The organism is Clostridium sp. FS41 (assembly GCF_000954015.1).
Lineage (GTDB): Bacteria > Bacillota > Clostridia > Lachnospirales > Lachnospiraceae > Enterocloster > Enterocloster citroniae.
Map to the genome: position 1 here is coordinate 68645 of NZ_JYHN01000017.1, position 18958 is coordinate 87602.

General features: G+C 50.3%; 18 protein-coding genes and 2 pseudogenes. 1 reads left to right on the top strand and 19 read right to left on the bottom strand.

From position 1 onward, the window contains the following. Positions 1 to 33: 33 nt before the first annotated feature. The 11 genes from spoIVA to CLFS41_RS02415 form a co-directional block, all read right to left on the bottom strand. A complete protein-coding gene (gene spoIVA / locus CLFS41_RS02365; RefSeq protein ID WP_007864249.1) occupies positions 34 to 1509 on the bottom strand; it encodes a stage IV sporulation protein A in 1476 nt (491 codons plus the stop codon). 208 nt (positions 1510 to 1717) lie between these two features. Next, positions 1718 to 2200 carry a hypothetical protein gene (locus CLFS41_RS02370; protein ID WP_045091339.1) on the bottom strand — a complete coding sequence of 161 codons (483 nt, stop codon included), beginning with the start codon at positions 2198 to 2200 and terminating at the stop codon, positions 1718 to 1720. Positions 2201 to 2500: 300 nt separating this feature from the next. Next, the gene (locus CLFS41_RS02375; protein ID WP_007864241.1) at positions 2501 to 3211 is read right to left on the bottom strand and encodes an ABC transporter ATP-binding protein; all 711 of its coding nucleotides are present in this window, start codon (positions 3209 to 3211) and stop codon (positions 2501 to 2503) included. Between the two features lie 14 nt (positions 3212 to 3225). After that, complete coding sequence (locus CLFS41_RS02380; RefSeq protein WP_045091340.1) at positions 3226 to 3984, bottom strand: ABC transporter ATP-binding protein; 759 nt, start codon at positions 3982 to 3984, stop codon at positions 3226 to 3228. A 1-nt stretch (position 3985) separates the two neighbouring features. Then, the gene (locus CLFS41_RS02385) at positions 3986 to 5059 is read right to left on the bottom strand and encodes a branched-chain amino acid ABC transporter permease (protein ID WP_007864235.1); all 1074 of its coding nucleotides are present in this window, start codon (positions 5057 to 5059) and stop codon (positions 3986 to 3988) included. Between the two features lie 8 nt (positions 5060 to 5067). Beyond that, positions 5068 to 5949 carry a branched-chain amino acid ABC transporter permease gene (locus CLFS41_RS02390; RefSeq protein ID WP_007864232.1) on the bottom strand — a complete coding sequence of 294 codons (882 nt, stop codon included), beginning with the start codon at positions 5947 to 5949 and terminating at the stop codon, positions 5068 to 5070. 155 nt (positions 5950 to 6104) lie between these two features. Beyond that, positions 6105 to 7340: an ABC transporter substrate-binding protein gene (locus CLFS41_RS02395; protein ID WP_007864223.1), complete on the bottom strand. Its 1236-nt coding sequence runs from the start codon at positions 7338 to 7340 to the stop codon at positions 6105 to 6107. Between the two features lie 280 nt (positions 7341 to 7620). Beyond that, the gene (locus tag CLFS41_RS02400) at positions 7621 to 8634 is read right to left on the bottom strand and encodes an NAD(P)H-dependent glycerol-3-phosphate dehydrogenase (RefSeq protein ID WP_007864222.1); all 1014 of its coding nucleotides are present in this window, start codon (positions 8632 to 8634) and stop codon (positions 7621 to 7623) included. Between the two features lie 25 nt (positions 8635 to 8659). Next, positions 8660 to 9295, bottom strand: coding sequence for a glycerol-3-phosphate 1-O-acyltransferase PlsY (plsY, locus tag CLFS41_RS02405; protein WP_007864221.1), 636 nt, complete (start codon positions 9293 to 9295; stop codon positions 8660 to 8662). Positions 9296 to 9318: 23 nt separating this feature from the next. Next, entirely contained in the window at positions 9319 to 10647 is a 1329-nt protein-coding gene (gene der / locus CLFS41_RS02410) for a ribosome biogenesis GTPase Der (protein WP_007864220.1), read from the bottom strand. Positions 10648 to 10713: 66 nt separating this feature from the next. Beyond that, positions 10714 to 10911 carry a DUF6472 family protein gene (locus CLFS41_RS02415; RefSeq protein WP_040416804.1) on the bottom strand — a complete coding sequence of 66 codons (198 nt, stop codon included), beginning with the start codon at positions 10909 to 10911 and terminating at the stop codon, positions 10714 to 10716. A gap of 373 nt (positions 10912 to 11284) precedes the next feature. Between CLFS41_RS02415 and CLFS41_RS02420 the strand changes: the two genes are divergently transcribed. Beyond that, positions 11285 to 12493 carry a ribose-phosphate pyrophosphokinase gene (locus CLFS41_RS02420; protein WP_007864217.1) on the top strand — a complete coding sequence of 403 codons (1209 nt, stop codon included), beginning with the start codon at positions 11285 to 11287 and terminating at the stop codon, positions 12491 to 12493. A gap of 191 nt (positions 12494 to 12684) precedes the next feature. Here CLFS41_RS02420 and pgeF read toward each other — a convergent pair. The 8 genes and pseudogenes from pgeF to trmD all read right to left on the bottom strand — a co-directional run. Continuing rightward, positions 12685 to 13543: pseudogene (gene pgeF, locus CLFS41_RS02425) on the bottom strand (peptidoglycan editing factor PgeF). A gap of 24 nt (positions 13544 to 13567) precedes the next feature. Beyond that, complete coding sequence (locus tag CLFS41_RS02430; RefSeq protein ID WP_007864213.1) at positions 13568 to 13909, bottom strand: YraN family protein; 342 nt, start codon at positions 13907 to 13909, stop codon at positions 13568 to 13570. Further along, a complete protein-coding gene (locus CLFS41_RS02435; RefSeq protein WP_045091341.1) occupies positions 13902 to 14561 on the bottom strand; it encodes a ribonuclease HII in 660 nt (219 codons plus the stop codon). Before CLFS41_RS02435 ends, CLFS41_RS02430 begins: the two co-directional genes overlap by 8 nt. 13 nt (positions 14562 to 14574) lie before the next feature. Continuing rightward, entirely contained in the window at positions 14575 to 15423 is an 849-nt protein-coding gene (gene ylqF, locus CLFS41_RS02440; protein WP_007864197.1) for a ribosome biogenesis GTPase YlqF, read from the bottom strand. Between the two features lie 66 nt (positions 15424 to 15489). After that, positions 15490 to 16041 (bottom strand): signal peptidase I, encoded by a 552-nt coding sequence (gene lepB, locus CLFS41_RS02445; RefSeq protein WP_040416738.1) that lies wholly within the window; start codon positions 16039 to 16041, stop codon positions 15490 to 15492. 94 nt (positions 16042 to 16135) lie between these two features. After that, positions 16136 to 16483, bottom strand: a complete 348-nt coding sequence (gene rplS / locus CLFS41_RS02450; RefSeq protein WP_007864195.1) for a 50S ribosomal protein L19 — start codon at positions 16481 to 16483, stop codon at positions 16136 to 16138. 148 nt (positions 16484 to 16631) lie between these two features. After that, complete coding sequence (locus CLFS41_RS02455; protein ID WP_347467357.1) at positions 16632 to 17921, bottom strand: hemolysin family protein; 1290 nt, start codon at positions 17919 to 17921, stop codon at positions 16632 to 16634. Between the two features lie 306 nt (positions 17922 to 18227). Then, positions 18228 to 18947: pseudogene (trmD, locus tag CLFS41_RS02460) on the bottom strand (tRNA (guanosine(37)-N1)-methyltransferase TrmD); the annotation flags it as partial. Positions 18948 to 18958 lie beyond the last annotated feature (11 nt).

The following is an 18958-nucleotide window of genomic DNA, read 5'->3' on the forward strand; positions in this document are numbered from 1 at the left end:
TGCTTTCAACATTTCCCTGGGCCAATGTTGATTTCATATGATGATGCATATCATTCCGCCATTGCTGTCATTGATGATCTTCTGGAGAGTGTCCTGAAGCTTTAACTGGCAGTCCTCTGTCATCTGGGAAACCTTTGCCTGGATCCCGTCTTCCACGATCTGCTCAATGGATTTTCCAAAAATATTGGTGTTCCAGATCCCGTCATCGCTCTCCCTTGCATTTTCCTTAATATATGTAATCAGATCCTGGGCCTGCTGTTCGCTGCCCACAATGGGGGCGATCTCCGTCTCAATGTGAGCTTTGATCAGGTTGATGGACGGCGCCTCAGCCTTCATTTTCACCCCATATTTATTGCCGTGTTTGATTACCTGCGGCTCATCCAGGACAATCTCTGAGCGCTCCGGGGTTACAACACCATAGCCCTTTAACCGCACCTGGGTCAGGGCATTCTGTACCTTCTCATACTCCTTCTGCATGTTGGCCAGGCTGCTGAGTGTCTGCATCAGCTGATATTCACCCTCAATGGGCAGGCCTACATAATCGCTGAGGATCTGGTAATAGTAGCTGTCATCCATATCCACCTGCACGGCCACGCGGCCGTCCGCCATCTGCATATTTTTTACATTCATAGAGCGGATGGTATCGGTGCGCTGTTCAGCCAGTTCACCCGCAACATCCTTCATATGGCTTACCTTCTGGATCACTCCCTTGGCAGCCTGAATGACCTGGGCCTTCAGCCAATGGGTAGCCGGCAGGATTTCCAGCCACTTTGGAATATGGAAATCCATTTCCGTTACCGGAAATTCCTTCAGCACCTTTTCCAGAATATGGAATACATCATCTTTTTTCAGCTGTTCACAGTTTACCGGAAGCACCGATACGCCATAACCTTCCGACATCTCTCTGGCCAGTTTGGCTGTCTCATCGGAATATGGTTTCATGGAATTGAGAAGGACTACAAACGGTTTTCCCAGCTTTTTAAGTTCATCAATGGTCTGCTTTTCAGCCGCCATGTACCCGGGTCGTTTGATCTCGCCAATGGAGCCGTCTGTGGTCACCACGATCCCTATGGTGGAGTGGTCGTTGATGACTTTTCTGGTGCCTAATTCCGCTGCCTGTGTAAAGGGAATGTCGTAGTCAAACCATGGTGTTTTCACCAGGCGTTCCTCTCCGTTCTCCACATGGCCCGCGGCACCTTCCACCATAAATCCCACACAGTCAATTAATCTCACCTTGGCTTCAATGCCGTCCGCAAGACTGATCTTAGCCGCCTCTTTGGGAATAAATTTGGGTTCCGTTGTCATGATGGTCTTTCCGGCAGCACTCTGGGGAAGTTCATCCCGGCTTAGATTACGCAGGTTATCATCCTCCATGGCAGGAAGCACCAGCAGTTCCATGAACCGCTTAATGAAGGTAGATTTACCTGTCCGGACCGGCCCTACTACGCCTATGTAAATTTCTCCGCCTGTTCTCGCTTGAATATCCTTGTATACATTAAAATTGTCCATAAATATACCCCCTTGCTATGCTTTTATAATATATGCGCTGTGAATCAGGGGTATGATAAAGAATTATTGCTTAATATTAATAAAATGGGATTACCCTCAGTGGGCAGGGGAACCTTTGAATAATTATATGAAACAACGGATAAAACCAAAAATAGAACAAAGATTAGATAGATATCTGAACTCCAACCCGCTGTAAACTGCGGGCTGATTATGCACTTTTCTTTTCCAGGGCTTCCACCCTTCTCTCTACTTCCTGTATCATCTGCAGGAGAAGTGTCTGGTTGACATTATCCAGCTTCTTGATCCTGTAATACTCTGTCAGTTCATCCAATCTGCTGCGCATATCGTCCAACTGGGACTGCAGATTCATGTGCACCCGGTCCAATTCACCAAGGATCAGGTTCTCTGAAGCGGCAAAACGCAGATCCAAACGTATATCCCAGTCTAAAGACAGCTCCTCTATACGATTATTAAACTGCTTCTCCTGCTCTGCAAAACGTGCATCAATACGCTTCTCCTGCTCTGCAAAACGTGCATCAATGCGCTTCTCCTGCTCTGTAAAACGTGCATCAATGCGCTTCTCCTGCTCTGCAAAACGTGTATCAATGCGTACATCCATGCGTTCCTCAGAAGCCGAAATCTCTTCCTTCATAATAATACGGATCATCTCTAAATCCCTTTTATCAAGCATCTCTTCCCTCCTTTCCGAAGAGTTTACGCTCGGAGTCTCCGAGAGTAAACAAGAATATAAAACACCCGGGTGAAAATCCAGGTGTTCTGATCGTTAAGTTACTGTCTCGATCACAGGCGGTAATCTATATATAGCATATATGGCGGTCAATTTCAATATCCGAAAACGGACTCCCCAAACTTTTTAAAAAATGGGGTAAAATAAACTTTATTCATCTGCAGTGTTTTTCCCGAAATACAAAAACAGGAACCGGTCTTGATCCGGTCCCCGTTCCCCCGTCAGGTCCCATATCTTTACATGTTACTCGCTGAGATATGCTTTCTTTACCTGATCATTATTCATAAGTTCCCCGGCATCCCCGCTGAGGGCGATATTGCCTGTCTCCAGAACATATGCCTGGTTGGCGATGGAGAGGGCCTTCTTCGCATTCTGTTCCACTAAAAGCACAGTAGTCCCGTCCCCGTTGATCTTCTGGATGATATCAAAGATCTCGTTTACGTAAATGGGTGAGAGTCCCATGGAGGGCTCATCCATTACAATCATCCTGGGATGGCTCATAAGGGCACGTCCCATTGCAAGCATCTGCTGCTCGCCGCCGGAAAGGGTTCCGGCCAGCTGATTCTTCCGCTCCTCCAAACGTGGGAAACGGCTGTAGATCATTTTAAGGGTGCTGTCTATCTCTTCCTTGTCTTTCCTGGTGTAAGCTCCCATCTTTAGGTTCTGAAGAACCGTAAGGGTTGCAAACACTCTCCTGCCCTCCGGCACATGGGCAATTCCCATATTGACCAGTTTATATCCGGGAACCTTGGTTATATCCGTTCCCTCGTAAATGATCTTTCCTGATTTTGCGCTGATCAGACCGGTAATGGTGTGCAGGGTGGTGGTCTTTCCTGCCCCATTGGCACCGATAAGCGCTACGATCTCTCCCTGGTTTACATCAAAGGAGATTCCCTTTATGGCCTGGATCACACCATAGTATACTTCCAGGTTTCTGACTTCAAGCATAGCCATAATAACCTCTCCTCCTATTCACCAAGATACGCTTTTACTACTTCCGGATTGTGCAGGACCATGCCGGTCTCACCCTGGCAAAGGACCTGGCCAAAGTTCAGTACGGTCAGTTCTTCACAGATTCCGCTTACCAGCTTCATATCGTGTTCAATGAGAAGGATCGTCATATCAAAATTGTCCCGCACAAAACGGATGGTTTCCATAAGCTCTGCTGTCTCGTTGGGATTCATACCTGCCGCAGGCTCGTCCAAAAGAAGCAGTTTGGGTTTTGTGGCAAGCGCCCTGGCTATCTCCAGCTTTCTCTGCTTGCCGTATGGCAGGTTGGATGCCTTGTAATCACATTCATGATCCAGCCCGAATACTTGTAACAGCTCCATGGCCTTTTCATCCATCTGCTTCTCTGTCTTATAATACCTTGGCAATCTGAAGATACCGGCCGCCGTGGAGTATTTGTAGTGATTGTGCAGTCCCGCCTTTACATTGTCCAGCACGGACAGATCCTTAAACAGACGGATATTCTGGAACGTCCTTGCAATCCCTGCCTGATTGATCTCCGTGGTCTTTCTTCCCGTTACATTGACGCCGTCCAGCTCTATGCTTCCTGCATCCGGCTTATATACGCCCGTAAGCAGATTGAAGATCGTGGTCTTTCCGGCGCCGTTAGGCCCGATCAGGCCATAGAGCTGCCCTTTATCAATACTGATCTGGAAATTGTCAACTGCCTTAAGTCCGCCAAAGGAAATGCTTAAATTCTTTACTTCAAGTAATGCCATGTTATGCCGCCTCCTTTGCCGGATTCTTATCTTTCCTGCTGAACTTCTCTGCCACACGCTCACGCATGGTCACAAACTGCGGCGCGGAGTTAAAGAGCATGGCAAGGATCAGCACCACAGCATACATGAGCATACGGTAGTTGCTGAGTCCCCTGAGCATTTCCGGAAGAAGGTAGAGGATAACGGTTGCGATCACCGATCCCCGGATACTTCCAATGCCTCCCAGAACCACATACACTAGGATCATAATGGACATGTTGTATCCAAAGTTCTTGGGCAGCGCTGTCAGGGTGGTCAGGTTGTGGGCGTACAGTACGCCCGCCACACCGGCCAGACCTGCGGAAACAGAGAAAGCCAGCAGCTTATATTTTGTGATATTGATACCAATGGACTCTGCTGCGATCCGGTTGTCGCGGATCGCCATGATGGCGCGTCCCGCTCTGGAATTCACCAGATTGATCACTATAAACAGGGTGACCAGAACCAGGATCACTCCAATGGTAAAGGTAGCGGTCTGGGGCGTTCCTGTAATTCCCTGGGCCCCCTTGATCAGCACTTCGCCGCCCTCCTCCAGGTTCAGGGACATGGAATCCTTAAAGGAAATATGAAATCCTGCCGTGTCACGTCCCAGATAAACGGCGTTTACCAGGTTCTTGATGATCTCGCCGAATGCCAGGGTTACAATGGCCAGATAATCGCCTCTCAGGCGCAGTACCGGAATACCGATCAGTATGCCGAAGGCTGCTGCTGTGACAGCCCCGATGATAATGGCGATCACCATTCCCAGGGTGGGGTCAATAACCCCCTTCATACACTTGGAAAACAGGGCGCCTGCAAATGCGCCCACGCACATAAATCCTGCATGGCCCAGGCTCAGTTCACCCAGGATACCAACAGTCAGGTTCAGGGAAACAGCCATGATCACATAGATACAGAAGGGAACTAAAAGTCCCTTCATCAGGCTGGACACATGGCCTGTACCCACCAGGATCTGCATGATGACATAGGCTGCCGCCACCATTCCGTAAGTGATCATATTATTGATAAATGTTTTACGCTTTGCGTTACTCTTCATACCGGCACCTACACTTTCTCATTAATCTTCTTGCCCAGAATACCGGTGGGCTTTACAAGCAGCACAATGATCAGCACAGAGAACACGATGGCGTCCGACATCTGTGAGGATATGTATGCTTTTGCAAGGATCTCGATTACACCCAGGAGGATCCCGCCAATAAATGCACCGGGAATAGAGCCGATGCCGCCGAACACAGCAGCAACAAAGGCTTTGATGCCCGGCATGGAACCGGTATAGGGAGTCAGGGACGGGTAAGCCGAGCACAGGAGCACGCCTGCAACGGCAGCCAGTGCGGAGCCGATCGCAAACGTAAGGGCAATGGTGCCGTTGACATTGATCCCCATCAGGGTAGCTGCCCCACGGTCCTCCGAAACAGCCAGCATGGCCTGCCCTGCCTTGGATTTGTTGATAAATGTGGTCAGACCGATCATAATAACGATACAGGAAAGAATGGTGACAATGGTCTCCCCTGTGATCGTCATCTGTCCGCCCGCCAGTTTGATGGCCGGAATAGTAACAACAGATGTAAATGACTTCGTATCCGCGCCAAATATAAGCAGTGCCACATTCTGCAGCAGATAACTGACACCAATGGCCGTGATAAGTACTGCAAGAGGAGAGGCGCCGCGCAGGGGCTTATAAGCGATCCGCTCAATGGTCATACCCAGCAGCGTACAGGCCAGAACTGCCACCAGTACCCCTACCATGGGAGGAAATCCCATGGTGCTGACCGTGACAAATACCACGTAGCTGCCAATCATAATAACATCGCCATGAGCGAAGTTCAGCATTTTGGCGATCCCATAAACCATTGTATACCCAAGAGCTATAATGGCATATACACTGCCCAGGCTGACGCCGTTGATCAAATAGTTAATAAAGCCCATACCTACACCTCTTTGTCTGAAGTCTTTTTTATTTTACCACTATGAAGCGGCAGAATACTGAAATTAATATATCACAGAAACTTACTATAAACAAGAGGGTTGTCATCGAGACAACCCTCTGTTGGGTTTCGCATTATGATCTGCAATCGCTGCAATTACATTGCTGTGTAAGCTCCGTCCACAACCTTAACAGCCTTAGGTGCCTTATGAGGCTCGCCGTCCTCTGTCCAGGTCATACCCTCGCCGGTCAGTCCATCCAGCTTGATGTTCAGCATAGAGGTCTTAAGTGCATCACAGATAGCGCTTGCATCCATATCAGATGTCACGCCTGCATCTTCCATTGCTGCCTTGATGGCGTAGATCGCATCATAGGCATCAGCTGCAAACTGTACAGGAACTTCATTGTATGCATCCTTGTAGCTCTTTACAAAGTTAACGGTCAAATCATCGGAAGCATCCGCTGCAAATGGTGTAAGAAGCATCAGGCCCTCTGCCAGCTTGGTGTCAAAGTTCTGAACCTGAAGGATACCGTCCATACCATCGCATCCAAAGAACTGAGGAGCAAATCCTGTCTTGTCAGCCTGCTGTAAGATCAGGGAAGCCTCTGTATAGTAGATAGGCAGGAATACCAGCTCGGCGCCTGCATCCTTTGCCTTCTGTAACTGTGTGGAGAAATCCTTGTTGCTGTCAGCGGTAAATGCTTCTGCTGCAACGATCTCAAGACCCTGGTTTTTGGATTCTTCAGCAAACTTCTCATAGATACCGCTGGAATATACATCAGAACTGTCATAGATAACAGCGATCTTGGAAGCCAGCTTGTTCTCACCAATGTACTTGGCGGAAGCTGCACCCTGATCCGGATCGGAGAAGCAGATACGGAATACGTTGGGGTTTGCCGCACACTCTACAGCAGAACCGGATGGTGTGATCTGGAACATGTTGTCAGAGGCCGTCTTATCAGCAACCGCAATACAGGGAGCAGAGGTAACGGTTCCCATAAGAGCCTGCATACCCCAGTCTTTTAACGTATTATAGGCATTGACAGATTTCTCTGCGTCATGCTCATCATCTTCAAATTTAAACTCAACCTGAGCACCGTTAATTCCGCCTGCGGCATTGATCTCATCCACTGCCAGCTGGGCACCGCGCTGAACAGCCAGGCCGTATACTGCAGCACCGCCGGTAGTCGGCCCAATTCCGCCGATCTTGATCACGCCGCCGGCTGCTTCTGTGGTTTCTGCCGCCTCACCTGCCGCTGTGGTTTCCCCTGCCGCACTTGACTCAGCAGCCGGTGCTGCTGTGGTTGTTTCTGCTGTCTTGGAGCCTCCGCACGCTGTCAGGGAAGCTGCCATGGCCACTGCCAGGCCAAGACTAAATAATCTCTTCTTCATAAATGTTTCCTCCTCTTGCTTTTCCTTACGTTCCACGATCCATAGCATCGCTGTATTATCATGGACTTTCTATGTAAAGCTTTCTATATTATAGGTAGTCCGGAAGAGATTGTCAACCTTTTCATGAAAATATTAAGTCGATTTTAGGGATTTGCAGAAAAATTATCCTAAAATTTGCTGTATTTCCTCAAAATGAACCAATTTTTAGGGGAGGGGACCATATTCAGGCCTTCCCTCCCCTGCTATCCCAGGAAAATATGTTTGTTTTCACTCTCTGATCTTACTCTTCTTCCCATTCCAATCCGGAGTTTTCAATCCGCTTATCCCTGAGCATCAGCTCCAGCACCGCCTCCTTGGCTGGCATACCCCCAAACAGGATGGCATTGACCTGCTCCACAATGGGCATGGAAACATGGTGCTGCCGAGACAGGGCCAGTGCTGCCTTGGCGGAATATACTCCTTCCACCACCATATTCACCTCAGCCATGGCTTCCTCCATGGTGTAACCTTTGCCAATGAGGATACCGGCACGCCGGTTACGGCTGTGCATGCTGGCACAGGTAACGATCAGGTCCCCGATTCCCGTAAGACCTGCAAATGTCTCCATCCTGCCTCCCATATCCGTGCCCAGACGTGATATCTCCGCAATCCCCCTGGTGATCAGGGCCGCCTTTGTATTATCCCCGTAGCCCAGACCGTCAGCCATGCCGGATGCCAGAGCGATCACGTTCTTTAAAGCTCCGCCCAGTTCAATTCCCAGAATGTCAGGGCTGGTATAAACGCGGAACACCTGGCTCATGAATATACCCTGCACAAACTCCGCCACATGTTTTTTGTGGGCGCCTGCAACACAGGTGGTGGGAAGCCCCTTGCTGACCTCCTCCGCATGGCTGGGTCCTGAAAGCACTGTAACCTCAGCCTCCGGCAGTTCTTCCTCAATGATCTGCGACAATGTCATAAGGGTATTCTCTTCGATCCCCTTTGCCACATTTGTAATAACCTGGCCTTTCTTGATATATGGTTTCATCTTCTGCGCCGTGCCGCGCACAAAGACTGAGGGCACTGCCAGGATGAGAAGATCCCTGTCCTCCATTGCTTCCTTCAGATCTTCTGTGAATCCGATGGATTCCGGAATATGCAGATCCGGCAGATTCCTGTGAGTGTGTGTTTTCTTAAGTTCCCTCACTTCCTCCGGTATCGCCGACCAGATGATCACCTGATGTCCGTTGCCGCTCAGCAGTACAGCCAGCGCGGTTCCCCATGTACCTGCTCCAATTACACCAATTGATGCCATAACTTCACCGTCCATTTTCAGTTATTTATTTCTTTTTTGCGCCTACTTTATTCTCCTTGCCCTGCACCAGCCTTACAATATTAGCCCTGTGCCTCCAGAAGGCCATGGCGGCGATCACTGCGGAGATACCATAAAATTCCGGTCTGGCCGCAGCAGACAGTCCGTAGGCTCCCATCTGTCCCATCACCACATTCCAGACCACTAAAATGGTGGATACAATAAGAGATCCCAGGGATACATACCTGGTCACAGCCACGACCAGGACAAATGCCGCCAGGCACAGCAGCATCAGCCTCCAGTCCAGGGAGGTGACAATTCCTGCAGTTGCCGCAATTCCCTTACCGCCTTTGAAATTCAGATAAAACGGGAAGTTATGTCCCAGTATGACTCCGAATCCGGCGTATAGAATCCACACATAAAGATAATCCGGCTGGCTTCCAAACAGGATCCTTACCAGAAAACAGGGGATCACTGTCTTAAAAAAGTCTCCCAGAAATACAATGAGTCCCGCCCTCACTCCCATCACCCTCAGGGCATTGGTGCTTCCGGAGTTTCCGCTTCCGTGCTGGCGGATATCGATCCCCTTATACTTGCCATAAAGATAACCGGTCTGAAAAAGTCCAAACACATATCCCATAACTAAACATATGATACGTTCCATTCCTTTATCCCCCCTTGTCTGGCTTACTGCTCTTTTGCCTTGCGTTCCCGGGTAATAAACTTTAGGGAAGTTCCCTTGAATCCAAAGGCATTCCTGATCTGGTTCTCCAGGTATCTGGTATAGGAAAAATGCATCAGTTCCTTGTCATTCACAAAGATCACGAATGTGGGCGGTTTCACAGCCACCTGGGTCATATAGTAAATCTTAAGTCTTTTTCCCTTGTCTGACGGCGGCTGCTGCATGGCAACTGCCTCCGTCATGATCTCATTGAGTACTCCTGTAGCCACGCGCAGTGTCTGATTCTGACGCACCGCATCAATCAGCTCAAACAGCTTTGGAAGGCGCTGTCCTGTCTGGGCGGAAACAAAAATGTATTCCGCATAGGGCATAAAGGATAATGTATTCTTTATCTTATTGGTGTACTCGTAAATGGTCTTATCCGTCTTTTCAATGGCATCCCACTTATTCACCGCCACGATCACACCCTTGCCCCGCTCGTGGGCAATCCCTGCGATCTTGGCGTCCTGCTCCGTCACGCCCTCGGTGGCATCAATGACAATCACCACAATATCAGCCCGTTCCACGGCCGTAACCGTACGGATGATGCTGTACCGCTCCAGTTCTTCCTTGATTTTATTCTTGCGGCGCAGTCCTGCCGTATCAATAAACACATAGGGGGTGCCGTTGTGAATGATCTCCGTGTCCACCGCATCCCGGGTGGTGCCGGCAATGTCGCTTACAATCACCCGGTTTTCTCCCAGCAGCTTATTAATAATGGAAGATTTACCCACATTAGGCTTGCCCACCACCGCTATACGCGGACGGTCATCATCTTCCTCCTCCGCCTGCGTACCGTCAAAGTGCTTTGCCACCTCATCCAGCAGATCGCCGATCCCCAGGCGCGAAGCAGCCGATACCGGTACAGGGTCACCGATCCCCAGGTTATAGAATTCAAAGACATCATTGCCAAACTTGGCCACGCTGTCCACCTTGTTCACGGCCAGCACCACAGGCTTATGGGACTTGCGCAGCATGTCCGCCACCTTTGCATCGGAATCCACCAGACCCTGGCGCACATCCACGATAAAAATGATCACATCCGCAGTGGAAATGGCTATCTCCGCCTGCTCCCTCATCTGGGAAAGGATGACATCCCTGGCGTCAGGCTCGATCCCCCCTGTGTCGATCAGTGTAAAGTTCATATCCAGCCAGTTACAGTCAGCATAGATTCTGTCCCTGGTCACTCCCGGTGTGTCTTTTACAATGGAGATGGTATCTCCTGCTATCACATTAAACAACGTGGACTTGCCCACATTGGGCCTTCCCACGATTGCAACCACTGGTTTGCTCATCTTATTTCCTCTCTTTCAATCTGCCTGTATCTGCTTTTTTATCCGGCTTTCTTTTATCTGCCCTGCCTATATCTGCTTGCGCACGATCCGGTATTCATCCCCGGACTGATAATAAGGGCACTGGTACATGGTATTACTCAGAAAGCGTCCCATCTCATCCTCATCCAGATTCACTTCACAGATATAGTAGTCATTTTCCTCATCATATACGTAATTCCCACAGCACTCGCAGCTGGTCCTCACTGTCTTCCTGCCAGACTCCATCCGGTTCATACCCCTCATATCTATATTCTGCACCGGCACGCCTTCCATGCACGCCTTCTGCGCCTGCCCGTTTTCAGGATGAAACAATACCTGCGCAAAGTCATATCCGCTTGATTTTACTATACGTGCCCTTACTTGTAAAGCATTTTCTGAATCCGCACCAATCCCATCAGTATATAACTTATATAATAACAATATTGCCCTTTTTTGTAAATGGCAAGTTCTTTTTCTGAAAATATTTTGTATTTTTTGAAGAAATACCCGCAACCCCTTGACCGGGCCAAATAAAAAATGGTATAAATCATATGTGGTATTTTGACAACATACGAGTATTAGTATTTATTTACTTATTTAACAAAGGAGCACAGCTATCATGGCTAACAATTATGTATTCAACGATTCCCTTCCTGTTGCGCCGCTAAAAATCGCTGCACTGGAAAGCTGTCAGGAACTGGCATCCAAGGTAAATGACCATGTTGTACAGTTTAGACGCAATGATATGGAAGAGCTTATGCGCCGCAAGGAGGATCTGCATTACCGCGGTTATGACGTGGATTCCTACCTTCTTCCCTGCAGCTGCCCAAGATTCGGCACAGGAGAAGGAAAGGCCGTTATCGGTGAATCCGTCCGCGGTACCGATGTCTTTGTGATGGTGGATGTGATGAACTACAGCATTCCCTACATGGTCAGCGGCTATACCAACCACATGTCACCGGATGACCATTTCCAGGATTTAAAACGGGTGATCGGTGCCTGTGTATCCACAGCCCACAGGGTAAATGTGATCATGCCTTTCTTATACGAAAGCCGTCAGCACAAGCGCAGCAAGCGCGAATCCCTGGACTGCGCCATGGGGCTTGAAGAGCTGGCAGCCATGGGAGTGGAGAACATCATCACCTTTGATGCCCATGACCCACGCGTGCAGAATGCCATCCCCCTTATCGGCTTTGACAATTTCATGCCTACTTATCAGTTTGTGAAGAGTCTCTTTGCACATGACTCCAGCATCCAGATTGACAAAGAGCACCTGATGATCATCAGCCCTGACGAGGGAGCCATGAACCGGGCCGTGTACCTGGCCAACAACCTGGGCGTGGATATGGGTATGTTTTACAAGCGCCGTGATTATTCCCAGATTATTAACGGACGCAACCCTATTGTGGCCCATGAATTCCTTGGTGCCTCCGTGGAAGGAAAGACTGTCCTGATCATTGACGACATGATCTCTTCCGGTGAGAGCATGCTGGATACCTGTAAGGAATTGAAGGAGCGCAAAGCAGGCAAGGTCATTGTATGCTGTACCTTCGGCCTCTTTACCAACGGCCTTGAGAAGTTTGACGAATTCTATACCCAGGGCTACCTGGACTATGTGATTACCACCAACCTGAATTACCGCAACCAGGAACTGTTAAAGAGGGAATGGTATCTGGAAGCTGACATGAGCAAGTATATGGCGGCTATCATCAACGCCCTGAACCATGACCGCTCCATCAGCGCATCTCTCTCCCCAACGGAGAAGATCCAGAAGCTGGTGCAGAAATACCAAAACGGCGGATATGAGTATTTCCAGAAATTAGTATAAGACAGGCTTTTCTCCCTGCCTGTTAGGGCTTTCCAAAAAGAGCACAACCCGTTCCCCATGGAGTGGATTGTGCTTTTTAATATCATGGGAAATTCCTCTGGAATTCCCTATGGTATAAAAAACGGTCCGCGGGGACCGGCCCGGTATGGCCGCTCCTGAACGGCAGCCCGCACACAATGGCCCTCAACGGATCACCGGAGGCACAAAAAGGCGGCCAGGTTCCCCCGCTCCTCTCCCACCCTGCGGTGGGAAAACAGATAGTCGCTGTTGCACATGGTGCAGATATTGGTGGTATGTATTTGTTCCTTTGGAACACCGGCTTCCCTGAAAATGATCTCATTGGCCTTCCACAGATCCATCTGGTATTTGCCCGGTTTTCCGTTGAAGCAAAAGAGATCCTGCCAATGTGTTTTGTCAAAGGCAGCCTTAAACTCCTCCGCCACCTCCTCACCTACTTCAAAGCATTCCCGGCAGATGCTGGGGCCAATGCAGACCACCAGATCTTCAGCCCTTGTTCCGTATGCCTCCTTCATGGCGTCAATGGTGACCCGGCCCATCCTCTTTACAGTGCCCCTCCACCCGGAGTGGCTGAGGCCAATGGCGCGGTTTCTTGTGTCCACCAGATATAAAGGCACACAATCCGCGTAAAAGGTCACCAGGGTGATGCCCGGTATATTGGTGATCAGGCCGTCCACATCCCTGTAGTCCCGTTCCCGTATAACGCCTTTCCCCTCGTCTTCCTCCGTCACCCTGCGCACATTTACGGTATGTGTCTGATAAGAGACAACCATCCTGTCCCGCTCCACCTCCAGGGCATCGGCCATTCTTGTGAAATTCTCCAGGACATGGGAGGGATCGTCCTTTCTGCTGTAGGAAAAATTCATGGTGGCAAATTTTCCTTTGCTGGCCCCCCCCCCCCAGACGGGTGGAGAACCCATTCATGACCATTTTGGTGTGTTCCAATGCCTTAAAAGAAAGAAAGGGCACACCGCCCTGCTCACAGGTAATAAATATATCATTGCTGTTTTTATAGTTCCATTTGATCGCCATCGATTATCTCCTTACAAAGCATATCTAAAATGCATCCTGGACCAGCTCGACCCGTTCTCCCAGGATCCCCACCACATCAAATCGGCAGGCACAATCCTCAGCAAAACCGTGGCTGTACATATAATGGGCGGCAGCCTGGCGGATACGCCTCTGCTTTCTCTTATCCACTGCCTCAAGAGGGCCGCCCATGCGGCCGTCTGTCCGGTACTTGACTTCCACGAATACCAGGCAGGGGCCCTGGGTACAGATCAGGTCCACCTCCCCCTGTCTGCAGCGGTAATTCCGCTCCAGGACGCGGTATCCTTTTTTCTGTAAATAAACAGCTGCCAGTTCTTCATAGCAGCTGCCTACTTCCCGTTTATTCATCTTCCTGCTCCACAAAATTCCTGATAAATGATCTTCTGTGAATGGGACATGGTCCCAGTTCCCTGATCGCCTGGATATGGGCCGCGGTCCCGTAGCCCTTGTGCTTTGCAAACCCGTAGCCCGGGAACATTTCCTCGTATTCCGCCATCATATGGTCCCTTGTAACCTTGGCCAGGACGCTGGCAGCTGCGATGGAAAGACTTTTTGCATCCCCTTTTATGATGGGCACCTGCTTCATAGGAAGGCCCGGTATGGTGACCGCGTCATTGAGAAGCACATCCGGTGTTACGCCAAGCCGGCCCACAGCATCCCTCATGGCTTCATAGGTGGCCTGTAGGATATTGATCTCATCGATCCTGGCAGGGGACACAATCCCCACGCTCCAGGCTGCCGCCTTTTCCTTGATCTCCTCAAACAACTCCTCCCTCCGCTTTTCAGAAAGCTTTTTGGAATCGTTCAGGTACAGGATCCGGCAGTCCTTTGGGAGGATCACCGCGCCTGCCGCCACCGGACCTGCCAGCGGCCCTCTTCCCGCCTCGTCAATGCCGCATACATAGGCATAAGCTTCATATTCTTTTTCATACTGGGTCATGGCTTCCAGCCTGGCCAGTTCCTTCTCCAGTCTCTCTCCCTTTAGTACTCTTGCAGCCACAGTTATCCTCTCCTTATTCCCCGGGCTGTTCCAGGGTTACACGCCCCAGTTTCCCTGCCCGGAAATCATCCAGTAAAAGGGCTGATGCCCTTGCCACATCCAGCTCCCCGCCCTTCATCAGGCATGAGCGCGCTCTTGCAATGTCCTCCAGGATGGCGGCCGGCTCCTTATCCTCTGTCTCCAGGTCAAACCGGTTTAAAAGGGTTCCGGGATACTGCTCCTTCAATATGCGGATACACTGTCCGGCCAGTTCATCCTTGTTAAGGATCTGGTCATTGATGGAGCCGATGAGAGCCAGCTTAAGCCCCACGCTCTGGTCATCAAATCTAGGCCAGAGGATACCCGGGGTGTCCAAAAGCTCCAGGGTCTTGTTCAGGCGGATCCACTGATTTCCCTTTGTCACACCTGGCTTGTTGCCTGTTTTGGCACATGCCTTGCCTGCAAAGGAATTGATGAATGTGGATTTGCCCACATTGGGGATCCCCACCACCATGGTACGGATGGGGCGGTTTAAGATGCCCCGCTTCCTGTCGCGCTCGATCTTGTCCCTGCATGCCTGCTGCACCACGCCCTGCACCTGCTTTAAGGTTCCCTTATTCCTGGCATCGATCTTTACCACATGAATACCCTTTGCCTCAAACCAGGCTGCCCACTGGGCGTTCAGGCGCTCATCCGCCAGGTCTGATTTGTTGAGAAGCACCATCCTTGCCTTGCCTGCCGCCAGACTGTCAATGTCCGGATTACGGCTGGAAAGGGGCACTCTGGCATCCACCAGTTCGATCACCAGGTCAATCAGCTTTATATCCTCTTTCATGGCCCGTTTGGCCTTGGTCATATGACCGGGATACCATTGTATATTCATACCTTGTTAACTCCTGTTCTTATATGCTTCCTGTTCCTATATGTCTCCTGCTTTTGGTTATAGCTTCTATTTTGAACGGATCAGATCCAGTTTGAGTAAGGGATAGATGCGGAACCAGACCTTACCCTGTATCTGCTCTCTTTTTACATTTCCAATGTTGGAAAAGCGGCTGTCCTCACTGCTGTCCCGGTTATCGCCCAACAGGAAGTATTCGTCCTCCTCCAGCTGGATCGGCGTGTCGGCACGGCCGGCCAGGGAGACCTGCTCCAGTCCGTCCGGGGCCTCCAGCAGCTCACCGTCAATAAATACATAGCCGCCCTTGATCTGCACGGTCTCCCCCGGAAGCCCGATGACCCGCTTTACATTCTTTTTCCGGTCCTCACGTTCAAAGACCACGATATCAAACCGTTCCGGCTTTCCCACGTCATAGGCAAGGCGGTTTACCAGCACCACGTCATCGGCTGCCAGCACCGGCTGCATGGAATTGCCCGACACAAGGACCTGGGCACAAAAGCCATATACCAGAAACCAGGCAAGGGCCAGCACGATCACCACATTTACAACCCAGTGCACAATCCGGCGCAGCCAGGCCGTATCTTCATTTACATAAAACTCCATGGACCACACCCATTTCTCCCACTGTTGCCAGCGCTGCAAAAGAATAAGAAAGGGACAATTTTCATTGTCCCTTGTTCCCGTTTCAACTACCTGATTATTTAACTGATTCTTTAACCTTGGCAGCCTTACCAACCCTGTCTCTTAAGTAGTTCAGCTTAGCACGTCTTACTTTACCCTTACGAACAACTTCTACGTTGTCAACGCTGGGAGAATGTAATGGCCAGGTTTTCTCAACGCCGATACCATTGGAATTCTTCCTTACGGTAAATGTCTCTCTTGCTCCGCCGTTCTGTCTTTTAATAACAGTTCCCTCGAAAATCTGGATTCTCTCGCGGTTACCCTCTTTGATCTTGTTGTATACCTTTACGGTATCGCCAACGCAGAATGCGGGTACGGTTTCTTTCAGCTGAGCTGCTTCAATGTTCTTAATAATGTCGTTCATCGTGTGAACCTCCTTCATCTATTGGATGTTCTTAATACCATGTGCGGTAAATCAAATTCACTGCCTTTCAGTAACAGAGGACCATCTATTTCTTGTCACAACATCTGATTCTATCATATATTGTCCCAAAATGCAAGCTTTTTATCGATCAATCTTCTTCTTTTTCGCTGTGGGAATGGAGGTAAAGATGAATTTTGTCAATGCGGTTTTTATCCACCTGCTCCACCACCAGGCGCACTCCGTCACACTCCACTTCCTCTCCCTGGGCGGGAAGGTGCTCCAGCTTGTCAATGATCAGACCTCCCACGGAATCATAATCCTCAGAGGCCAGCTCCAATCCCAGCTTGTGGTTTAGGTCATCCAGCTTCATGGCTCCTTCCACCAGATACTGGTCCTCCCCCAGGGCAACCAGCTCGTCCTCCTCATCCTCATCATACTCATCCCTGATGTCCCCTACGATCTCCTCCAGAATATCCTCCAGGGTGATCAGGCCGGCCGTTGCGCCGTACTCATCCAGGACAATGACAATGTTGTTGGAGGTTCCCCTCATCTCCACCATGAGTTCGGACAATTTTTTGGATTCAAAGGTATAAAGAGGCTGCCGCAGATGGTCGCCTATGGAAAAATGCTTCCTGTCCTCGATCAGCAGCATGTCCTTGATATTGATAATGCCCACCACGTTGTCCGTGGTCTCCTCGTATACGGGCAGGCGGGTGTAGCGCTCCTGGCGGAACACCTCCAGCAGTTCGTCAAAGCCTGCATTCACATTGATGAACGTCATATCAATCCTGGGAACCATAATATCCTTGGCCACAGAATCGCCCAGATCAAACACATTGTTTATCATTTCTTTTTCTTCCGACTCAATGACGCCCTTTTCATGGCCCACCTCCACTATGGTGCGCAGCTCGTCCTCCGTCATGTCATCTCCCCGCTTGTTGGGATCCACGTTGAGGAGCTTCAGTACGCCAAAGGACATCCAGTTCACCGCTGCGATCACCGGTGTGAGAAGGACCATCAGGATATAGATCACATGACCGAACCTGAGGGCATTCTTCTCCGCCTCCAGGGTGGCGATGGTCTTGGGGGTGATCTCACCAAAGATCAGGATCAAAAGGGTCAGGATTCCTGTGGCCGCACCGGCCGCCCTGCTTCCGAACACCTCCGTGGCCAGTACGGTCAGCATGGAGGATGCGGAAAGGTTGACCACGTTGTTGCCGATCAGTATGGCACTGAGCATCTTGCCCTGATCTTCCCCCAGCTTCATGACCCACACGGCAGATTGATTGCCCGACTCTGCCAGGTTCCTGATGCGGATCTTATTAACCGTGGTCAGGGCTGTCTCCGAAGATGAGAAAAAGGCGGAGAGCCCCAGTAAAATAATGATAACAATTAAGCGTATGGCGATCGTGTCACCAGATAGGTCCAAAATTATCAACTCCTGTTTCGTTTGCGTATTTTCATGAAATTGTACAATATTCTGAGGATTCTGTCAACGCCGTGCTTGCGTTGTACTGGATTTTATAACCGGATATCATTTGTGTTTCAGCCATTTGATCTTTAAACTACACACTTTATAAAAGCTTTTCACATCCTCCAGGGTGCATTCCCCGGAAGCCAGCAGCTTCTTTGCCGCCGCCATGGCCCGGCGTTTGATCCGGGGAGCTGCTTCCCCGCTTCCCGCGGACTCCGCATAGCTTTCCAGGATCTCCTCCAGCTGCCCGATGCCGCCCTCTCCCTGCCCCAGGGAATCCAGATATTTGTGCTCCTTTAGGGTCAGTCTGGCTCCGGCAAGCAGGTCCGGGCGGCGCTCCAGGGTGCGTTTGATGGACTGCTGCCTGCGCCACTCTTCAATATTCTTGTGATGTCCGCTTAAGAGCACTTCGGGAACAGCCATGCCCCGGAACACCTCCGGCCTGGTGTACTGCGGATATTCCAGCAGATTGTCGTGAAAGGACTCCTCCTCTGCTGACACCTCATTGTTCAGCACGCCCGGCACCAGCCTGGAGATGCAGTCTATCATTACCATGGCAGGAAGTTCTCCGCCCGTGAGCACAAAGTCCCCCACAGAGAGATGATCCGTGACGATCAGCTCCAGCGCCCTCTCGTCAATGCCCTCATAGTGACCGCACAGGAACACCAGGTCCTCCTCCTTTGCCAGTTCCTCGGCAATGGACTGGTTGAATACCCTGCCCTGGGGCGTCATGTAGAGGACCCTGGGTTTTTTACCGGTCCGCGCGCAAAGGTCTTCATATGCCTCGCACACAGGCCCGGGCTGCATCACCATACCGGCCCCGCCTCCGTAAGGCGCATCATCCACATGCCTGTGTTTATCCCTGGAATAGGCCCTGATATCAATGGCCTCCACCGATATGGCCCCGCTGTCCATGGCCCGGCCCGTAATGCTGGTTCCAAGCCCGTCCATGACCATATCCGGAAACAATGTCAATATATGGAAATTCATCTTTTCTCCTA